Source organism: Pantoea sp. B623 (genome assembly GCF_024814475.1).
In the GTDB taxonomy this organism is placed as follows: Bacteria; Pseudomonadota; Gammaproteobacteria; order Enterobacterales; family Enterobacteriaceae; genus Pantoea; species Pantoea ananatis.
Genome location: NZ_JANUXM010000004.1, coordinates 3,437,564 through 3,457,182, shown reverse-complemented (window position 1 = coordinate 3,457,182; position 19,619 = coordinate 3,437,564). Strand labels below are relative to the sequence as shown.

At 51.9% G+C, this 19,619-nt stretch carries 19 protein-coding genes and 5 tRNA genes; 2 read left to right on the top strand and 22 right to left on the bottom strand.

Annotation, left to right across the window (positions count from 1 at the left end; genetic code table 11):
- Positions 1–185: 185 nt before the first annotated feature.
- The 5 genes from rplS to ffh form a co-directional block, all read right to left on the bottom strand.
- Positions 186–533, bottom strand: coding sequence for a 50S ribosomal protein L19 (gene rplS / locus NXS97_RS18065; RefSeq protein ID WP_013026892.1), 348 nt, complete (start codon positions 531–533; stop codon positions 186–188).
- A gap of 42 nt (positions 534–575) precedes the next feature.
- Positions 576–1,337, bottom strand: coding sequence for a tRNA (guanosine(37)-N1)-methyltransferase TrmD (trmD, locus tag NXS97_RS18060; RefSeq protein ID WP_014594415.1), 762 nt, complete (start codon positions 1,335–1,337; stop codon positions 576–578).
- Positions 1,338–1,372: 35 nt separating this feature from the next.
- Positions 1,373–1,921, bottom strand: coding sequence for a ribosome maturation factor RimM (gene rimM, locus NXS97_RS18055; RefSeq protein WP_014594416.1), 549 nt, complete (start codon positions 1,919–1,921; stop codon positions 1,373–1,375).
- Positions 1,922–1,939: 18 nt separating this feature from the next.
- Positions 1,940–2,188 (bottom strand): 30S ribosomal protein S16, encoded by a 249-nt coding sequence (gene rpsP / locus NXS97_RS18050; RefSeq protein ID WP_007893313.1) that lies wholly within the window; start codon positions 2,186–2,188, stop codon positions 1,940–1,942.
- 142 nt (positions 2,189–2,330) lie between these two features.
- Positions 2,331–3,692 carry a signal recognition particle protein gene (gene ffh, locus NXS97_RS18045; RefSeq protein WP_013026896.1) on the bottom strand — a complete coding sequence of 454 codons (1,362 nt, stop codon included), beginning with the start codon at positions 3,690–3,692 and terminating at the stop codon, positions 2,331–2,333.
- A gap of 189 nt (positions 3,693–3,881) precedes the next feature.
- On the opposite strand from ffh, the gene NXS97_RS18040 reads away from it, so the two are divergent.
- Together NXS97_RS18040 and NXS97_RS18035 are read left to right on the top strand one after the other, a co-directional pair.
- Entirely contained in the window at positions 3,882–4,679 is a 798-nt protein-coding gene (locus NXS97_RS18040; RefSeq protein WP_259232604.1) for an inner membrane protein YpjD, read from the top strand.
- Between the two features lie 17 nt (positions 4,680–4,696).
- A complete protein-coding gene (locus NXS97_RS18035; RefSeq protein WP_013026898.1) occupies positions 4,697–5,983 on the top strand; it encodes an HlyC/CorC family transporter in 1,287 nt (428 codons plus the stop codon).
- A gap of 182 nt (positions 5,984–6,165) precedes the next feature.
- Here the strand turns inward: NXS97_RS18035 and luxS are convergent, their stop codons facing one another.
- The 17 genes from luxS to mltB form a co-directional block, all read right to left on the bottom strand.
- Complete coding sequence (gene luxS / locus NXS97_RS18030) at positions 6,166–6,681, bottom strand: S-ribosylhomocysteine lyase (RefSeq protein WP_013026899.1); 516 nt, start codon at positions 6,679–6,681, stop codon at positions 6,166–6,168.
- Positions 6,682–6,832: 151 nt separating this feature from the next.
- Positions 6,833–8,437: a glutamate--cysteine ligase gene (gene gshA, locus NXS97_RS18025; RefSeq protein ID WP_013026900.1), complete on the bottom strand. Its 1,605-nt coding sequence runs from the start codon at positions 8,435–8,437 to the stop codon at positions 6,833–6,835.
- Between the two features lie 31 nt (positions 8,438–8,468).
- Complete coding sequence (locus NXS97_RS18020) at positions 8,469–8,897, bottom strand: YqaA family protein (RefSeq protein ID WP_013026901.1); 429 nt, start codon at positions 8,895–8,897, stop codon at positions 8,469–8,471.
- Positions 8,894–9,460 (bottom strand): fructose-1-phosphate/6-phosphogluconate phosphatase, encoded by a 567-nt coding sequence (gene yqaB, locus NXS97_RS18015; protein ID WP_024471530.1) that lies wholly within the window; start codon positions 9,458–9,460, stop codon positions 8,894–8,896. The genes NXS97_RS18020 and yqaB overlap by 4 nt, the downstream gene beginning before the upstream one ends.
- 602 nt (positions 9,461–10,062) lie before the next feature.
- Positions 10,063–10,139: transfer RNA gene (locus NXS97_RS18010), tRNA-Arg, on the bottom strand.
- Between the two features lie 189 nt (positions 10,140–10,328).
- Positions 10,329–10,405, bottom strand: a tRNA-Arg gene (locus tag NXS97_RS18005).
- Positions 10,406–10,594: 189 nt separating this feature from the next.
- Positions 10,595–10,671, bottom strand: a tRNA-Arg gene (locus NXS97_RS18000).
- A gap of 134 nt (positions 10,672–10,805) precedes the next feature.
- Positions 10,806–10,882, bottom strand: a tRNA-Arg gene (locus NXS97_RS17995).
- Positions 10,883–10,890: 8 nt separating this feature from the next.
- Positions 10,891–10,983: transfer RNA gene (locus tag NXS97_RS17990), tRNA-Ser, on the bottom strand.
- A 283-nt stretch (positions 10,984–11,266) separates the two neighbouring features.
- On the bottom strand, positions 11,267–11,452 hold the full coding sequence (csrA, locus tag NXS97_RS17985; RefSeq protein WP_006120718.1) for a carbon storage regulator CsrA: 186 nt from the start codon (positions 11,450–11,452) through the stop codon (positions 11,267–11,269).
- A 250-nt stretch (positions 11,453–11,702) separates the two neighbouring features.
- Complete coding sequence (gene alaS / locus NXS97_RS17980; protein ID WP_116220033.1) at positions 11,703–14,330, bottom strand: alanine--tRNA ligase; 2,628 nt, start codon at positions 14,328–14,330, stop codon at positions 11,703–11,705.
- 131 nt (positions 14,331–14,461) lie between these two features.
- Positions 14,462–14,974 (bottom strand): regulatory protein RecX, encoded by a 513-nt coding sequence (locus tag NXS97_RS17975; protein ID WP_014594422.1) that lies wholly within the window; start codon positions 14,972–14,974, stop codon positions 14,462–14,464.
- 113 nt (positions 14,975–15,087) lie between these two features.
- Complete coding sequence (recA, locus tag NXS97_RS17970) at positions 15,088–16,158, bottom strand: recombinase RecA (RefSeq protein WP_014594423.1); 1,071 nt, start codon at positions 16,156–16,158, stop codon at positions 15,088–15,090.
- A gap of 95 nt (positions 16,159–16,253) precedes the next feature.
- A complete protein-coding gene (gene pncC, locus NXS97_RS17965) occupies positions 16,254–16,748 on the bottom strand; it encodes a nicotinamide-nucleotide amidase (protein WP_013026906.1) in 495 nt (164 codons plus the stop codon).
- Positions 16,749–16,848: 100 nt separating this feature from the next.
- Positions 16,849–17,625 carry a trans-aconitate 2-methyltransferase gene (tam, locus tag NXS97_RS17960; protein WP_014594424.1) on the bottom strand — a complete coding sequence of 259 codons (777 nt, stop codon included), beginning with the start codon at positions 17,623–17,625 and terminating at the stop codon, positions 16,849–16,851.
- A gap of 183 nt (positions 17,626–17,808) precedes the next feature.
- Positions 17,809–18,144 (bottom strand): zinc ribbon domain-containing protein YjdM, encoded by a 336-nt coding sequence (locus tag NXS97_RS17955; RefSeq protein WP_014605175.1) that lies wholly within the window; start codon positions 18,142–18,144, stop codon positions 17,809–17,811.
- Between the two features lie 75 nt (positions 18,145–18,219).
- On the bottom strand, positions 18,220–19,302 hold the full coding sequence (gene mltB / locus NXS97_RS17950; RefSeq protein WP_013026909.1) for a lytic murein transglycosylase B: 1,083 nt from the start codon (positions 19,300–19,302) through the stop codon (positions 18,220–18,222).
- Positions 19,303–19,619 lie beyond the last annotated feature (317 nt).

The window sequence follows — 19,619 nt, the reverse complement described above, 5'->3', positions numbered from 1 at the left end:
GATACCTGTTCTGTTCCGACAGGTTTTCCTTTATGTGAGACAGCGCTTTGGTCTGGCACACTTTGCCTGCAGATGACGGCAAACATTCGGCGTAGGCATTTTGTAGGCACTGGCATAAAAAAGGGGCTGGCACATTGCCAACCCCTTGTTTGCTATTAACTTTTAGATGTCGCGTTAGCGATACCTTAGTTAAGACGCTCTTTGATACGAGCAGACTTACCAGTACGCTCACGCAGGTAGTACAGTTTGGCTTTACGCACAGCGCCACGACGTTTAACAGCGATGCTGTCAATTACCGGAGAGTGAGTCTGGAAGACACGCTCAACGCCTTCGCCGTTAGAAATTTTGCGAACAGTGAATGCAGAGTGCAGACCGCGGTTACGAATAGCGATAACCACGCCCTCGAATGCCTGCAGACGTTTTTTAGAACCTTCAACGACCCATACTTTCACTTCCACGGTATCACCCGGACGGAAGGAAGGTACGTCCTGTTTCATCTGCTCTTGTTCAATTTGCTTAATAATGTTGCTCATAATTAAATCTCTTATCCTGGGTAAACTGATAGTCAGGGAAGATCACTCTCCCGCATCATCGTTTTGTTGCTGGTGTTCCTGTTGGAACGCCTTAAGCAACCTTGCTTGCTCTTCAGTCAGAGCCAGGTTTTCCAGAAGTTCAGGTCTTCTTAGCCAGGTACGGCCTAGCGACTGTTTCAGGCGCCACTGGCGAATATCGGCATGGTTGCCCGACAGCAAAACTGGCGGAACGTCCATCCCTTCTAACACTTCAGGTCGGGTATAGTGCGGACAATCCAGCAATCCGTCAGAGAACGAATCCTCATCGGCTGACGCCTGTTTGCCGAGTACTCCCGGAATGAACCGGGCAACCGCGTCAATCATCGTCATTGCTGGCAGTTCCCCGCCGCTGAGAACGTAATCACCGATTGACCATTCTTCATCAATTTCGGTCTGGATTACGCGCTCATCAATCCCTTCATAGCGACCACAGACAAGGATGAGCTTGTCTCGTGATGCCAGTTCGCAAACGCCCTGTTGGTCAAGTTTGCGGCCCTGAGGTGAAAGATATATCACCCTGGCACCCTCTCCCGCCGCTGCTTTCGCTGCGGAGATGGCATCCCGTAAAGGTTGTACCATCATCAGCATTCCCGGTCCGCCACCATAAGGACGATCGTCCACAGTACGGTGCCGGTCGTGCGTAAAGTCACGTGGACTCCAGCTTTGAACGCTGAGCAGGCCATTTTTTACTGCCCGGCCAGTTACCCCGTAATCGGTAATAGCGCGAAACATTTCTGGAAACAGGCTAATTACACCAATCCACATTGTCTTCGCCGTTACGTTACCGTTTGATTCGGAGATCAAAAACCAGGATCCCAATCTACTTCAATAAGGCCAGTAGAGAGATCGACTTTCTTGATAACCTGTTCATCAAGAAACGGAATTAACCGCTCCTGTACACCAAACGCATCTTTCAGGTTTGCCTTCACGACGAGAACGTCGTTCGAACCGGTTTCCATCATATCGACGACTTTACCCAGTTCGTAGCCTTCAACGTTGACTACCTTGCAACCCATCAGGTCTTTCCAGTAGTACTCACCGTTATCCAGCGCAGGCAGCTGCGTCGAGTCGACCTGAATTTCGCAATTGGTCAACTGTGCCGCCGCATCCCGATCGTCAATGCCTTTGACTTTGATGATCAGGTCCTGATTGTGGTGCTTCCAACCATCCAGTTCCACCTGCTGCCATTTACCGGCGCGCTGGATAAACCAGGGTTGGTAGTCAAAGATGCTTTCAGCGTCTTCAGTGGAGGAAAACACTTTGAGCCAGCCGCGAATGCCGTATGCCGCACCCATTTTCCCCAAAACAATCGGGTTAACAGGTGCCTGTGCGGCAAGTTGTCTGCTCATGCTCACCACCGTGACAGATTAAGCTGCTTTCTTTGCTTCTTTGATCAGCGCGTTAACGCGATCAGAAAGCGTTGCGCCCTGGCCAACCCAGTGCTCGATACGATCCAGATCCAGACGCAGACCTTCTGCCTGACCAGATGCGATCGGGTTGAAGAAACCTACGCGCTCGATGAAGCGACCGTTGCGTGCATTGCGGCTGTCAGTGACGACGACCTGATAGAACGGACGCTTTTTAGCGCCGTGACGTGCCAAACGAATTGTTACCATAACATCCTCTTCAGTTAATAAAACACCCGGCCCCCATCGAGGAACGGGGTCCGGGTGCTGTATAAAAAGCCCGAAAATTTTACTCATTTTGGCGCAAAAAGCAACCTAAACCGAGTAATCCCAGGCTTTTTTGTGGAACCCCTTAGCGTCCTGGGAAACCTGGCGGCATCATACCTTTCATGCCGCGCATCATTTTCGCCATTCCGCCCTTCTTCATTTTCTTCATCATCCGCTGCATGTCGTCGAACTGCTTTAATAAGCGGTTAACGTCCTGCACCTGCATGCCCGAGCCGGTAGCGATGCGGCGCTTGCGCGAACCTTTGATAATTTCTGGTTTTTCACGCTCTTTGCGTGTCATCGAATTGATGATGGCTTCCATGCGCACCAGCACTTTGTCATCCATCTGCGATTTCACGTTGTCTGGCAGTTGCCCCATGCCCGGCAGCTTGCCCATCAGGCTCGCCATACCGCCCATGTTACGCATCTGCTTTAACTGCTCAAGGAAGTCATTGAGATCAAAACCGTCGCCGGTTTTCAGTTTCTTCGCCAGTTTTTCCGCTTGCGCGCGGTCAACTTTACTTTCGATATCTTCAATAAGCGACAGCACGTCGCCCATGCCAAGAATACGCGAGGCAATGCGGTCAGGATAAAAAGCTTCCAGCGCATCGGTCTTCTCGCCCATCCCCATAAATTTGATCGGCTTGCCGGTGATATGGCGAATAGACAGGGCAGCACCACCACGTGCATCGCCATCCACCTTCGTCAGAATAACCCCTGTCAGCGGCAGCGCTTCATTAAAGGCTTTGGCGGTATTCGCCGCATCCTGACCGGTCATGGCATCCACGACAAACAGGGTTTCTACCGGATTAATTGCGGCGTGAACCTGTTTAATCTCGTCCATCATCGCTTCGTCTACGTGCAGACGACCCGCGGTATCGACCAGTAATACGTCATAAAACTTGAGTTTGGCTTCACGCAGCGCGTTGTTGACGATATCAACAGGCTTCTGGCTCAGATCCGAGGGGCAAAAATCCACACCGACCTGCTGTGCCAGTGTCTCAAGCTGTTTGATCGCCGCCGGGCGATAAACGTCAGCAGATACCACCAGCACTTTTTTCTTGTGCTTTTCACGCAGAAATTTACCCAGCTTACCGACACTGGTGGTTTTACCCGCACCCTGCAGACCGGCCATCAGCACAACGGCCGGCGGCTGTGCGGCAAGATCCAGCGCGTTGTTTTCTGCGCCCATCGCCGTAACCAGTTCGTTACGGACAATTTTGATAAATTCCTGGCCCGGCGTCAGGCTTTTGTTGACGTCGTGGCCTACCGCGCTCTCTTTGACGCGATTAATGAAGTCACGCACCACCGGCAGCGCAACGTCAGCTTCCAGCAGCGCCATGCGCACTTCGCGCAGCGTATCTTTAATGTTGTCTTCAGTCAGCCTTCCGCGGCCGCTGATATTGCGCAGAGTTTGCGACAAACGATCGGTTAAATTGTCAAACATTGTCTCTCACTTAAAAAAAATCGCGAGGCACCATACCGGCAGAATGCGGCGGATTATAACACGAAGCCGAGGCGATCTCTTCACTTCCACCTCAGTTCCTCTTCAATTCCACCTCAGATCGTTTGGAGCCTGCTGCGGCTGGCGCTATACTGCCCTTTTCCTTTATCTGACTGATGCCTGAAAGGAACTATGTCCGTTTTCTCGATTGTGGCGCTGTTCGCCTACTCCCTGAGTCTTGCACTCATCATCCCCAGCCTGTTGAAGCGTCAAAGCGGCTGGCGCAGGTTAGCTGTGCTGTCGGCCTGTGTGGCGTTAGTCACGCACGCTGTCGCCCTGCAGCAGCGTATCTTTGCCGTTGATGGCGGGCAAAATCTTAGCCTGTTGAATATCGGCTCTCTGGTCAGCCTGCTGATTTGTGCAATCATGACCATTGTTGCCTCCCGAAATCGTGGCTGGCTACTGCTGCCGATTGTTTACAGCTTTGCATTAATTAACCTGGCCTTTGCCACTTTTGTCCCGAATGCGTTTATTACGCACCTTGAAACCACGCCCGGCATTATGATTCATATCGGGCTGTCGCTGTTTGCCTATGCAACGCTCATCATCGCGGCGTTGTACGCGTTGCAGCTTGCGTGGATTGATTACCAGCTTAAGAACAAAAAACTGGCTTTCACTCAGGACATGCCACCGCTGCTGACCATTGAACGTAAAATGTTTCACATCACCCAGGTTGGCGTTGTGTTACTGACGCTGGTGCTGTGTACCGGCCTGTTTTATATGCATGACCTGTTCAGCGCCGAAAACGTAGATAAGGCCGTGCTGTCGATTATTGCCTGGTTTGTCTACATCGTTCTGCTCTGGGGCCACTATCATGAAGGCTGGCGCGGTCGCCGCGTAGTGTGGTTTAACTGCGGCGGCGCAGCGCTGCTCACGATGGCGTACTTTGGCAGTCGCGTACTGCAACACCTGCTCATTCACAGTTCTTAATAAAAGGAAGTTTTGCGGTGGAACATGTTTCGACCACGACGTTGATTGTCACACTCATCATTATGGTGTTGGTTTCAGCCTATTTTTCAGGCTCTGAAACCGGCATGATGACGCTCAATCGTTATAAACTGCGCCATCAGGCTAAACATGGCCATCGCGCAGCCCGCCGCGTCGAAAAATTGTTAAAGCGCCCGGATCGCCTCATCAGCCTGGTCCTTATCGGTAATAACCTGGTCAATATTCTGGCGTCCGCCATTGGTACTATTGTAGGGATGCGTTTGTATGGCGATGCCGGTGTCGCGATCGCGACCGGTATCCTGACATTTGTTGTACTGGTGTTTGCAGAAGTGCTGCCCAAAACGGTTGCTGCACTTTATCCAGAAAAAGTCGCTTACCCCAGTAGCTTTCTGCTCGGTCCGCTGCAATACATCATGCTGCCCCTGGTGTGGTTGCTTAACACCATTACCCGACTGCTGATGCGACTGGTGGGCATCCGGGCGGATGGTGCGATCAGTTCAGCGCTCAGTAAAGAAGAGTTGCGTACCATCGTTTACGAATCGCGTACGCACATGTCGCGCCGCAATCAGGATATGTTGTTATCTGTACTGGACCTTGAAAAGGTCAGTGTGGACGACATTATGGTGCCGCGTAACGAGATTGTTGGTATTAACATCAACGATGACTGGAAATCAGTCATCCGTCAGTTAAGCCATTCACCGCACGGCCGCATTGTCCTGTTCCGTGATTCGCTGGATGATTGTGTGGGGATGCTGCGGGTGCGCGAAGCCTGGCGCATGATGACCGAGAAAAAAGAGTTTACGAAAGAAATGCTGCTGCGTGCCGCCGATGAGATCTACTACATTCCCGAAGGCACGCCGCTCAACGTTCAGTTGGTGAAATTTCAGCGCAACAAGAAAAAGACCGGTCTGGTCGTGGATGAGTACGGCGATATCAAAGGCCTGATTTCGATAGAGGACATTCTGGAGGAGATTGTGGGTGATTTCACGACCTCAATGTCTCCGTCGCTGGCTGAAGAAGTGATGCCGCAAAATGATGGCTCCGTGCTGATTGAAGGTAGCGCGAATATTCGTGAGATCAATAAAGCCTTCAACTGGCAACTGCCTGAGCAGGAAGCGCGTACCATCAACGGTATGTTACTGGAAGCACTGGAAGAGATTCCAACAGTGAACACGCGCGTTCAGGTGAATCACTATGATGTTGATATTCTGGATGTGCAGGACAATATGATTAAGCAGGTTCGCATCACACCACAGACACCGCTCAAGCAATCCGTAGGATCCTGATGCTCATAAAAAACTGCACCTTACTCAGTTGGGTGTCCAACTTTTTGGGTGCAGTTCATTGCAAGGCGGTTTTTTTCGCCTGACCCGCAGGTTTTTGAAAAGCCCGCCGTCGTCATGCAGGCGCTGTTATAAAAAAACGCCGCTCATGTGCGGCGTTTTACTGTCCGGACTAACCTAACTGACTAGATGTGCAGCTCTTTCAGTTTTTCGGCAGGCAGTTTCAGATCGTCATTGTGGTTAACACCGATCTCCTGCGCCAGCACGTTGCGGGCAATTTGCTGAGCTTCATCCAGAGAATGCAGTTTATAGCTGCCACACTGATATTCGTTGAGCTCTGGAATCTGGTTCTGATCTTTCACCTTCAGCACGTCTTCCATCGCGCCTTTCCAGGCTTGTGCCACACGTTGCTCGTCTGGTGTACCAATCAGGCTCATGTAGAAGCCTGTGCGGCAACCCATAGGTGAAATATCAACAATCTCTACGCCGTTACCGTTGAGATGGTTACGCATAAAGCCCGCAAACAAATGCTCAAGCGTGTGGATCCCACGTTCAGTCAGAATGTCGATATTGGGGCGACAAAAACGCAGGTCAAAAACAGTAATCGTATCGCCATGGGGAGTCTTCATGGTTTTTGCTACACGCACTGCGGGCGCGGCCATGATGGTGTGATCAACAGTAAAACTATCCAGTAATGGCATACGTCACCTCTTGGTCTGAAAAATTTTTTGAGAACGATGAAACTTTTCCGATCGTCCAGCGTCTGAATATATGAAAGACGCGCATTTGTTATCATCCATCCCTGACAACAGAGATGTTAATTTGGCCACATTGATGTGGCCTTTTTCTTTTCTACCCTTCCCGGCCAGCCAGATAGGTTTCAAAATCTAACGTATCATTCGCTTCAAGCTGCTGCTGCGCGGCAACGGACGCCTGTGCCTGACGCGCAAAGTCTTCCGGCTTGAGCACTTCCAGTTGCTCGTTAACCAGCAACTGCTGATACTGCTCTGCCAGAGCGATGCCCGTTCCCGTCACGCCGCTTTCTTTCATGGCTTTAAGAATACGCGCCGAATAGGTTAGCTCAGGATCGTCGAAGGATGCTACCAGTTCGTCACAGACTTGCTGATATTCTGTTGTGCCTTGATTGCTGTCCAGCGCTTCCGCAACGCGGCGCAAATCAGCAAACAGTGTCTTGCCGACCTCGACCAGTGAATACTCTGCTTCACCGCAGCCGACTGCAATTTTCAGATCGGGTTTGCGCCCTTCCAGCACCACGCGATTCCAGTTCTGCCGACTGCACTGCAATTCATCAGAACTCATCTCTGGCGCATCTGCCAGCGTGCACCAAATCAGGAACAGATCCAGGAACCGCACCTGGTTTTCATCCACCCCGATGGGCGAGAAAGGGTTAATGTCCATTGAGCGCACTTCGATGTACTCGATGCCGCCACGTTGCAGGGCATCGGAAGGCGCTTCACCGGATCGGGTAACGCGCTTGGGACGAATCGGCGCATAGAGCTCATTCTCAATCTGCAGGACGTTGGTGTTCAGCTGCAACCAGTTTCCGTCTGCATCCCGCGTGCCCATCTTCACGAAGTCTTCAGAAGGCGTTTTAATCGCTTTTTTCAAGGCGCTGACATAACCCTCAAGAGAGTTAAAGGTAATACCCAGCGAGCTCTGCGACTTATTGGTATAGCCCAGGTCACTCAGACGCAGCGAAGTGGCATAGGGGAGCCAGAGCGTACCTTTATTATCGGTGTCAAACGGCAGTGCGCTCTCGCCGCCCTGCAGGAAACTGGAACAAATTGCAGGCGATGCGCCAAACAGATAAGGGATGATCCAGCCAAAACGATAGTAGTTGCGGATCAGCCGCAGATAACCGGCAGAAATGGTTTCTTTACCGCTTTCATAATCTTTTACGTCCGCCCAGGCCTGCCAGAAGGACAACGGCAGCGAGAAATTGTAGTGGATACCGGAGATGGTTTGCATCAACGCACCATAGCGGTTCTTTAATCCCTGACGGTAAAGGGTTTTCATACGACCGATATTGGATTTGCCGTATTGTGCCAGCGTAATTTTATCCGCATCTTCAATCAGGCAAGGCATGCTGAAAGGCCACATGCGCTCTTCACCGAGTTCGCGGGCAACATGACGATGAACGTCACGCAAAAACGCCAGCATGTGATCGATGCTGTGATCAACCGGGGTAATAAACTCCAGCAGCGTTTCAGCAAAGTCGGTGGTGATCCAGTCATGCTTAAGCGCCGACCCCAGTGAATCTGGATGCGCGGTCGTCGCAAGATGACCATCTGGCTGCACTCGCAGCGTTTCACGTTCAATGCCACGGCCAATGCCTTTAAGTGCATCAGGATGCGCTTCCAGCCAGGATAACGCTTTTGATACGTCGGGGATCACATTAACCTCCCGCTGTGTGAATAATTTATTTTTGTTCAGCATAGTGTTAACCCTAGCCCCGAATCAGTACGAATCAATGCCACCATTCCATGCCCTGTAATGTGGCGGTCGCAATAACGATATAACGCAGCGTTTTACCGATAGCCAGAAACAGTATCGAGGGCAACCAGCCAAAGCGTAACCAACCTGCAAGAACGCAGAGCAGATCGCCTACAACCGGTAGCCAACTTAACAACAGTGCTGCCGGCCCCAGCCGTTGCAACCACGTCATCGCTGTCTCATGCCATCGCCCCTGACGTTTTAACGGCAATAAGCGACCCAAAATTATGTTGGTCAAGCCACCCAGGGTATTCCCTAACGATGCGACTAAAATCAACCCATAAACTGATGCGCTTTTCGCGATCAGTAGTGCAACTAACAGCGCCTCTGAGCTACCCGGAAGTAACGTCGCACTGAGAAAGCTGCTACTCAATAAAGACACATAAGCCAGTGTTTCGCTCACAGCAGGCGAACATCAACCACGGCCATTCCTGCGGCCTTCGCTGCCTGCACGCCAAAATCAGCGTCTTCGAACACCACACAGCGCTCTGGCGCGATGCCCATCAGCGCAGCACAGCGTAGAAAGGTATCGGGCTCAGGCTTGTGACGCTGCACGTCGTCGGCCCCCACCACAGCAGAAAAGAGATCTCTGACACCCAACTGGCTGAGCAGCGCATCAGCCATAGCGTGCTCACTACCTGTACCCACAGCCAAAGGGCGGCGGCCATAGTACGCCTTGACGACCTCCATGAGCGGAAGCGGCTGCACGTTATCCAGCAGCATCGCTTTTACCGCTGCCGTTTTTTCAGCGGCGAGCAAATAAGGATCGCGATCTGAATTATTGGTTTCAATAATGAACTTCGCCAGTTGCCATGAGGGCGCACCGTTGAACGCCGTTACGCGCGCTTCATCGAACGCCAGGCCATAGCGTGACAGCACCTGACGCCACGCTTTTCGATGTGTCGGTTCAGTATCAAGAATAGTACCGTCCATATCGAAAATCAGGGCGTCGTATTGATCGTAGATTGTCACTGAGGACCTCCAACAAATGAGCCATTACTTTAGCTGAATGTGCGTAGGTTGTCGCCAGGCGGGATGAACAGCAAATGCTTTGAAAGCATTAGCTATTTTAGTTTTCAGATAAAGGTGATCGGGTTGGAAAGCCTGTAAGGTCGCGAATTCCCTGTGATTTTAGCAGCGATGCACAAGGTAAGCGCTATGCCAGGAATGTTATCAAGGATTAACAATGTTCAGCAGAAAATGTATCACCACAATCAATGTGATTCTGGCACAAGATCGCGACTACGCTCACGCCTTAAAGCCCGAACGCGTTCAGGCCGCATAAACCGAAGCTTGCGCGACACAGGTGTGGTTTGAGGGCATTCAGGTGAGGCGTTCTCAGATCGTCTGAGTAAACAGAGAGAACGAACAGTGTTGTCCTGCGCCTGATAACACGATGGCTTCACAGGTCATATGCGGGGGATTTCGGCCAGAAGATTCGCAAGACAGTGACTCGGCTGACGCCTCGCCCTTCGGGCCGTTGCTGAAGCAACGTTATCCTCCCTGGCTCTGCCTGACAAATCGACTATGTCTTACAGACCAGGAATACACGTCCATACCGAAAAATATGGTGCATCCGGGAGGATTCGAACCTCCGACCGCTCGGTTCGTAGCCGAGTACTCTATCCAGCTGAGCTACGGATGCACAGGAAAGCTTTTATGGACTGGCAGAAATCAACCTGAGGGTAATACGAAGAATGGTGCATCCGGGAGGATGACTCGGCTGACGCCTCGCCCTTCGGGCCGTTGCTGAAGCAACGTTATCCTCCCTGGCTCTGCCTGACAAATCGACTATGTCTTACAGACCAGGAATACACGTCCATACCGAAAAATATGGTGCATCCGGGAGGATTCGAACCTCCGACCGCTCGGTTCGTAGCCGAGTACTCTATCCAGCTGAGCTACGGATGCATAGGTAATCTTTTATGGACTGGCAGAAATCAACCTGGGGATAATACGAAGAATGGTGCATCCGGGAGGATTATTCGGCTGACGCCTCGCCCTTCGGGCCGTTGCTGAAGCAACGTTATCCTCCCTGGCTCTGCCTGACAAATCGACTATGTCTTACAGACCAGGAATACACGTCCATACCGAAAAATATGGTGCATCCGGGAGGATTCGAACCTCCGACCGCTCGGTTCGTAGCCGAGTACTCTATCCAGCTGAGCTACGGATGCATTATGAAATTCTTGTACAACGCAGGGTGCTAACGACTCACCATGAAGGAATTGCTAATTCACTTTACAACTCTGTTCCGACAATGTTTTCTGCGGCGCTTCGCCTGACATCAACATATCCATATTCAACGATATGGTGCATCCGGGAGGATTCGAACCTCCGACCGCTCGGTTCGTAGCCGAGTACTCTATCCAGCTGAGCTACGGATGCATCGGAAATGGCGGTGAGGGAGGGATTCGAACCCTCGATACAGCTTTTGACCGTATACTCCCTTAGCAGGGGAGCGCCTTCAGCCTCTCGGCCACCTCACCTTACGCGTTCTTCCGAACTGCGCTTCTGAACTTGTTTCTGCTCATCGGCACTGCGTGGCGCACATATTACTTTCCCGCACTTATAAGTCAAACAATTTTTCGGAAGGTTTTTTCCGTTTGCACAAATGACAGGCAATTGGGACAAAATGACCGCAAAAAGAGTGAATAATCAACAATCAAAGATGATGAAGTTAACAAAAAGGGTAGATAACGAGGAAAAAGAAAAAGCGAGACTGTGGGAACAAAGGGTAGCGTCTCGCACAGGTGCGAGACGCTGAATCTGTCAAACGTTGGTTTGTTGCGTTTTTTCGGCCTGGATGCGCTGATAAATCTCTTCGCGATGCACAGACACTTCTTTTGGTGCGTTAACACCAATGCGGACCTGGTTACCTTTGACGCCCAGTACCGTTACAGTCACCTCATCACCGATCATGAGGGTTTCACCAACTCGACGAGTTAGAATAAGCATTCTTTGCTCCTTGAAAGATTAAAAGAGTCGGGCTTGATAAAGCTTCCCGGCGTTATCCATCACTTAACGCTGTACACAGGCTATGAGAAATACACCATTGCACATCAACGCGCCAATACATTCTGCTGATAAATAGTTTAGCCGAAATACGCTACATCAACCCGACTTTGTCACTAGCAAATTTAACATCGTATTAAAAAGCGCCGGAACATCAGTTCTGGCGCTTGCTACGATGAATTATTTTATTTCATTACAGACGGCTCGAAACCCATCCTTCAACACCTGCCAGCGCACCTTTCAGTGCAGTAGCATCACTGCCACCTGCCTGCGCCATGTCAGGTCTGCCACCGCCCTTACCACCCACTTTAGGCGCAAGTTCGGCGATGAGTTCCCCAGCCTTAACACGGTCGGTTAAATCTTTCGTTACGCCAGCAATCAGTGACACTTTGCCATCTGCTACCGTAGCCAGCACGATAATCGCCGAGCCCAGCTGGTTTTTCAGATCATCCACCATGGTCCTCAGCATTTTCGGATCGGTGTTGCTGAGCTCAGTCACCAGCAGCTTAACGCCTTTGACGTCGACCGCATGATTGCCCAGCTGCGCACTTTCCTGCGCCGCCTGCTGATCGCGTAACTGCTGTAACTCTTTCTCCAGCGAACGCAGATGATCAACCAGCCCGCGCACTTTTTCATTCAGGTTACTGCTGTTGGCTTTCACCAGTTGGGCAATATCCTGTAGCTGGCTACTCTGCGCATAAACCTGTGCCAGAGCCGCCTCGCCTGTGATCGCCTCAATACGGCGAATCCCTGCGGCAGTACCGGACTCGGCCTGAATGCGGAACAGGCCGATATCACCGGTTCGCGCAGCGTGCGTTCCGCCACACAGCTCAACCGAGAAATCCCCCATGGTCAGAACGCGAACCTGCTGATCGTATTTTTCACCGAACAGGGCCATCGCGCCTTTGGCTTTCGCCGCCTCAAGATCCATGACACGGGTTTCAACAGGCAAATTGCGACGGATCTGTGCGTTAACAATATCTTCGACCTGACGAATCTCCTGAGGTTTCATGGCCTCAAAATGTGAGAAGTCAAAACGCAAATATTTGTCGTTAACCAACGAGCCCTTCTGAGCAACATGTTCACCTAAAACCTGACGCAATGCAGCATGCAACAGATGCGTTGCGGAGTGATTCAGACGAATACGAGCCCTGCGCGCCTCATCAACCACCGCCTCAAGACGATCGCCAACGCGTAATTGTCCGCTGCTGAGTTTGCCAATATGACCAATCGCCTGCCCATATTTTTGCGTATCCTGTACGCTAAACAGCGCGTTATTGCCTTTCAGCTCGCCTGTGTCGCCCACCTGACCGCCAGACTCGCCATAAAATGGCGTTTCATCCAGCACAATCACCGCGTCCTGACCGGCAGACAGGGCGTCAACGGCTTCACCGTTCACGAACAGCCCCTTGACGGTCGCCGTCAGATCCAACTGCTCATAGCCTCTAAACGACGAAGCCGCGTCGATACGAATCACATTGCTGTAGTCTGCGCCGAAGCCGCTGGCTTCACGTGCGCGCTGACGCTGCTGTTCCATCGCCTTTTCAAAACCGGCTTCATCGATTTTGAGGTTACGTTCACGGCAAACGTCAGCCGTTAAATCGGCAGGGAATCCGAAGGTATCGTATAAGCGGAAGACGGTTTCGCCATCCAATGTATCACCTTGCAGTTTTGCCAGTTCCTCGTCCAGAAGTGCCAGGCCACGTTCAAGCGTTTTAGCAAACTGCTCTTCTTCACTTTTCAGAACGTTCTCAACCTGTGCCTGCTGACGCTGTAACTCTTCGCCTGCCGCGCCCATGACCTGAATCAGTGGTGCAACCAGCTTGTAGAAGAATGCGTCTTTAGCACCCAGCATATTGCCGTGACGTACGGCGCGGCGAATGATACGACGTAGGACATAGCCACGGTTTTCATTCGACGGAATGACGCCATCGGCAATCAGGAAGGCGCAGGAACGAATGTGATCGGCAATAACGCGCAGGGATTTATTATTCAGATCGGTCGCGCCGGTGACCTTCGCAACCGCTTCAATCAACGTCTGGAACAGGTCGATTTCATAGTTTGAATTAACATGCTGCAGAACCGCAGTAATACGTTCCAGCCCCATCCCGGTATCCACAGAGGGCTTAGGTAATGGCAACATCGTGCCATCCGCCTGACGGTTAAACTGCATAAAAACGATGTTCCAGATCTCAATATAGCGATCGCCATCCTCTTCAGGGCTGCCCGGTGGTCCACCCCAGATATGGTCGCCGTGGTCGTAGAAAATTTCGCTGCAGGGACCGCAAGGCCCGGTATCACCCATCTGCCAGAAGTTATCTGACGCGTAGGCGCTGCCCTTGTTATCACCGATACGGATAATACGCTCACGGGGAACGCCAATATCGTTGGCCCAGATATCGTAAGCTTCGTCATCGGTTTCATACACGGTGACCCACAGGCGCTCTTTGGGCAGCTTAAACCACTGCTCGCCGGTCAGCAGTTCCCAGGCAAACGCAATAGCTTCTTTTTTGAAGTAGTCGCCAAAGCTGAAATTGCCCAGCATTTCAAAAAAGGTGTGGTGACGTGCGGTATAACCGACGTTTTCAAGATCGTTGTGTTTCCCGCCGGCACGTACGCAGCGTTGTGACGTCGTTGCTCGCGTGTAGTCACGCTTTTCCTGACCCAGAAACACATCTTTGAACTGGTTCATTCCGGCGTTGGTAAACAGCAACGTCGGATCGTTGTTTGGTACCAGGGAGCTGCTTGCTACAACCTGATGTCCCTTACTATTGAAAAAGTCGAGAAACGCTTGACGGATCTCAGCAGTGCTCTTGCTCATATATATCCTGGAATCACGCTAACGAAAGGTCCTTCTTTATCAGGCGTACCGCATCGTTACGGCAGCAAGCATAAGGAACCAAAAGGGGTAAGATAAATATTCTTCGGAGGGAAGTAAAATCACATCGACTTTTAGTCATCAAAATTTCTGAAAACCTGCTGAATATCCTCGCTCAGAAAGCCTTTGGCATGCAAAAAGCGCTGCACTTTGGCTTTTTCTTTCCATTCTGTCGGCAATGGGTGACCAAATTTTTTCTCGGCGAGTTCAGCCGCACAGGCCGACCAGTCAATATCGGTTTCTTCCATGGCGAGATCGATCGCATCACGGCTGATGCCCTTTTGTGCCAGCTCCAGCCTGATACGCTGTGAACCAAATCCCTTGCGGCTTCGGCTCTGAATAAATCGTGCGGTAAAGCGCTCGTCATTTAACCAGCCGTTTTCACCACACCAGTTCAGCACCTTTTCCATTAGCTCGGGCGTAATGATTTCAGGATCTTTTTGTTTCATCCACGCGCTACGCTGAGCGGACAGCTGGAGCTTTTGTTTAAGCTCTTCGCGGCTGTGGTCACGCTGGCCCAGCAGGCGCATCGCACGATCCAGCAGGCGTGAAAATGAGATGACTTGTGGCTGAGATTGTTCAGACATACTGCGCACCTTTTACGAACGGAGGGAGAGTATGGCGGGAGACAGGAACAGAGGAAAGGCACGTGAGGCGTTAATGTAAAACAGGAGCGGAAAATCCGCTCCTGCTTCAGGCTTTAATAATCTTCGTTGGCTTCGCTCGCCGCCTTCTCAACGTCGTTGCCTGCAACGTCCGCCGCGATGTTTTGATCGCCACCGTTAAGCAGCATTTCACGCAGTTTGATATCAAGCTCGTCGGCCACCGCGGCATTTTCTTTGAGGAAGTTGCCCGCGTTTGCCTTGCCCTGACCGATCTTATCGCCTTTATAGCTGTACCATGCACCGGCTTTTTCAATCAGCTTGTGCTTCACGCCAAGATCCACCAGCTCACCGAAGGTGTTAATGCCTTCGCCGTACATGATCTGGAACTCAGCCTGTTTAAATGGTGCTGCAATTTTGTTCTTAACGACTTTAACGCGCGTTTCACTACCCACCACGTTGTCACCCTCTTTAATCGCACCGATACGGCGAATATCAAGGCGAACAGAAGCGTAGAACTTCAGCGCGTTACCACCGGTAGTGGTTTCCGGGTTACCGAACATCACACCAATCTTCATACGAATCTGGTTGATGAAGATCAGCAGCGTATTTGACTGCTTCAGGTTACCCGCCAGCTTACGCATTGCCTGGCTCATCATACGTGCCGCCAGGCCCATATGTGAGTCACCGATTTCACCTTCGATTTCGGCTTTTGGCGTCAGTGCAGCTACGGAGTCAACGATAATGACGTCAACGGCACCAGAGCGGGCCAGCGCATCACAAATTTCCAGGGCCTGCTCACCGGTATCCGGCTGTGAACACAGCAGATTGTCGATATCTACGCCCAGTTTCTTAGCATAGATGGGATCCAGTGCGTGCTCGGCATCGATAAAGGCACAGGTTTTGCCCTTACGCTGCGCGGCGGCAATAACCTGAAGTGTCAGTGTCGTTTTACCTGAGGCCTCTGGGCCGTAGATCTCAACGATACGCCCCATCGGTAAACCACCCGCACCTAATGCGATATCCAGTGACAGAGAACCCGTTGAAATGGTTTCCACATCCATTGAGCGGTCTTCACCCAAGCGCATGATGGAGCCTTTACCAAATTGCTTCTCAATCTGGCCGAGCGCGGCAGCTAAAGCCTTCTGTTTGTTTTCATCAATTGCCATTTCTACTCCTAATCATGCCGGGTAAACACGCACGCATGGTGCCTGTGCACTTTCTGTTGCGGGTAATTATACTGTATAGTCATACAGTATCAAGTTTAATTTTGCAGAAATTGACGGGATAACGTCTGGAGTGCCCAGCCAACTGACTGACGGCGCACGGCATCGCGATCGCCATCAAACTGCTGACGAAAAGCCATGACCACGCCACCCGGCGCCGCAAAGCCAAACCAGACGGTGCCTACCGGTTTGTCTTCACTGCCACCATCCGGGCCGGCAATACCGCTAACGGAAATAGCGTAATCGGCGCGCGCCCGCTGCTGTGCCCCAAGGGCCATTTCACGCACTACCGCCTCGCTGACGGCGCCATATTGCGCCAGTGACGCCGCGCTGACACCGACCAGTTCTTGTTTGGCATCGTTACTGTAGGTGACAAAGCCCCGTTCGAACCAGGCAGAGCTTCCGCTCACGTCAGTAAACACTTTTGCTATCCAGCCGCCCGTGCAGGATTCTGCACAAGTTACGGTAGCGTTACGCTGTTTAAGCGCCTCACCTGTCTGCGCACTCAGTGCGTGCAACTGCTGGTCATTCATTTTTCGCTCCCTGTCGCCGTTGAGTGAACATGGTGCATGCTCTGCGCTTTTTCAAGCACTCAGGGGCGCTTAGTCAACAAATTGCGCGTTACGCTCCAGTTTAGCCGTTGCGTGTCGCCACCATGAAAAGCCGGGGGAAAGCTAAGAGTACCTTGCCATCCTGACGGGCGGGATAGCCGGTAATAAGACACTGATGATAAGCAGCCAGAAACTGTTCCTGCTCAGAGACGTCCAGCGGCGCAAGGAAAGGACGCAGCCCGGTGGCCTTTAACCAGTGGATGATAGCCTGCGCATCGTCCATAACGTGATAGTAGGTGGTTCGCCAGATATCAACCGCGCAGCCTGCCTTTGTCAGCACGTCATAATAGTGTTCAGTTGAGGGTAATTTTTTGCGTTCCGCCGCCTGCGCGCTGATCTTGTCGCGCCAGGGGCCGGATGCCGCGACCTCACGCATTAACTGATGCGAAGGTTCTTCCAGGTTATCGGGCATCTGAACCGCCAGCGCACCGGCAGGTGCCAGTTGACTGACTAACCGTGGTAACAGGGTGGGATGATCGCCAAGCCATTGCAGCGACGCGTTGGCATAAATGACCTGCTGCGGGATGTCGGTTGTCCAGTTGCCGATATCCGCCTGAATAAACTGGCACTGAGGCAAACGTTCCCGCGCCTGCGCGAGCATGGCGGCAGAACTGTCAAGCCCGATCACCTGCGCCTGCGGCCAGGCATCGTAAAGCAGTTCGGTGCTGTTCCCGGGGCCACAGCCCAGATCGGTAACGAACCGGACATCTTCAACCTCAATTCGTGCCAGTAATTCATGCGCAGGCCGCGTTCTTTCTGCCTCAAATTTACGATACAGCGCGGGATCCCAGTCTTGCATATTGCATCTCCTCTCAGGGGTTAAAGATTCACAGAAGATGAGACGTATAAATAAACATAAAGTGCCCGACCAACAGCAAAATATGTCAGCGGCACGCAAACGGGCAGGAGGTCTTTATAAGGGAAAAGCCCGGTCGGGCTGACAGGAATAAGATCGGGCGCAGCGAGCAGGCGCCCGGCAGAATCAGTTCTTTTTCACAAACTCAGATTTGAGCTTCATCGGACCAAATCCGTCGATCTTGCAATCAATATTGTGATCGCCTTCAACCAGCCGGATGCTCTTAACCCGGGTGCCTATTTTCAGCACAGACGAACTGCCTTTGACCTTCAGATCTTTAACGACCGTGACGCTGTCGCCATCGGCGAGTAAATTGCCGTTTGCATCACGAACGATCAAATCCTGACCGCTGTCATCCCCTTCAGCCTGAGTCCAGATATGACCACAGGACGGACAGTTAAGATTTTCAGCATCTTGCCAGGTGTAATCGGCATGGCAAACAGGGCAAGCAGGTAAAGACATAACGGCTCCAGAAAATGAGGACGGCACAGAATAAAGGGCCGTCATCATATATCCTTACAGTTGCTAAGGGTAGTTTTAAAACAGCGATCCCTGACGCGCCTTGCTGACCGCCTCTCCCAGTTGCCACACGGTCATCGCGTAATGCGTGCTGTTGTTGTAGCGGGTAATGGCATAGAAGTTAGGCAAGCCGTACCAGTACTGGTAGCTGGTGCCGAGATCCAGACGGAGCAGGCTGACCTCGTCATGGCCATCCAGCGAACCCTGTGGAGAAAGCCCCGATGCTGCCAGCGTGCTGACGTTGTAACGGGTTTTGAAACCGTTTTCGAGCATGGGTGCCTGACCACTGGCTGGCACGGCAACATTTTCACCCGGACGCCAGCCGTTCTGCTGGAAATAGTGTGCGACACTGCCTATCGCATCGACGGGATCCCACAAATTGATATGGCCGTCACCGTTAAAATCTACCGCATAAGCTTTGTAGGACGATGGCATGAACTGACCGTAGCCCATCGCGCCCGCAAAGGAGCCTTTAAGATCGAGCGGATCGTCCTTCTCATCACGCGCCATGAGCAGGAAGGTCTCCAGCTCACCGCTAAAGTAAGCAGCACGGCGCGGGTAATCAAATGAGAGCGTTGCCAGCGCGTCCAGAATGCGGGTTTTCCCCATGATGCGGCCCCAGCGCGTTTCCACGCCGATAATGCCAACAATAATCTCAGGCGGAACGCCGTAGACCTGCTGCGCACGCTGCAGTGCATCCTGATATTGATTCCAGAACGCGACGCCATTTTGCACGTTATCCGGTGTGATAAATTTATTGCGATAGCGAATCCATGCGCCGTTAGGCCCACTCGGCGGTGTATAGGACGGTGCCTGACGATCCATTAAACGCAGGACGTAGTCCAGCCGCTTAGCCTGGCCAATAATGGCGTGCAGTTGCTCACGGTCGAAGCCGTGTTTCGCCACCATTTTGTCGATGAACTGTTCCGCAACAGGATTGCTGGCGAAGTCACCAAACATCGGCTGAACAGCATGAGACGGCTCCAGCAAAAAGCCACCTTTAGGCGCAACCAGTTCGGCGGGCGGCTGCGAAGAGTGTGGCTTACTGCTACAGGCAGCAAGCAGGGCAAAAAGCGGAAGGTAAGCAAGCTTAAAACGCATCAGATATCCATATAACAGGCCAGACCAGGGATTTTAATGTTAATCGTTCAACGCGGATACATACAAACGAGATCGTAAAAAAAACACTTTTTTTAACAATCAAACCGGCTGTTTTGTGAAATGCCTCTACTGCTTTCTCTCTCATCAAAAAAATCATTCAGTTGGCGACCCGGCTTTGCTAACTTCGTTACCCGCTGCGGTAAGCCGGATGATGCAGGAGCCGTAAAATGGTACTATTTCCGCGCGGCATATGCAGCATGATGGTCGCTGCCTATCACCCTTGTTTAACCCAGCGAAAACCGTGACGGGAAAAGGAA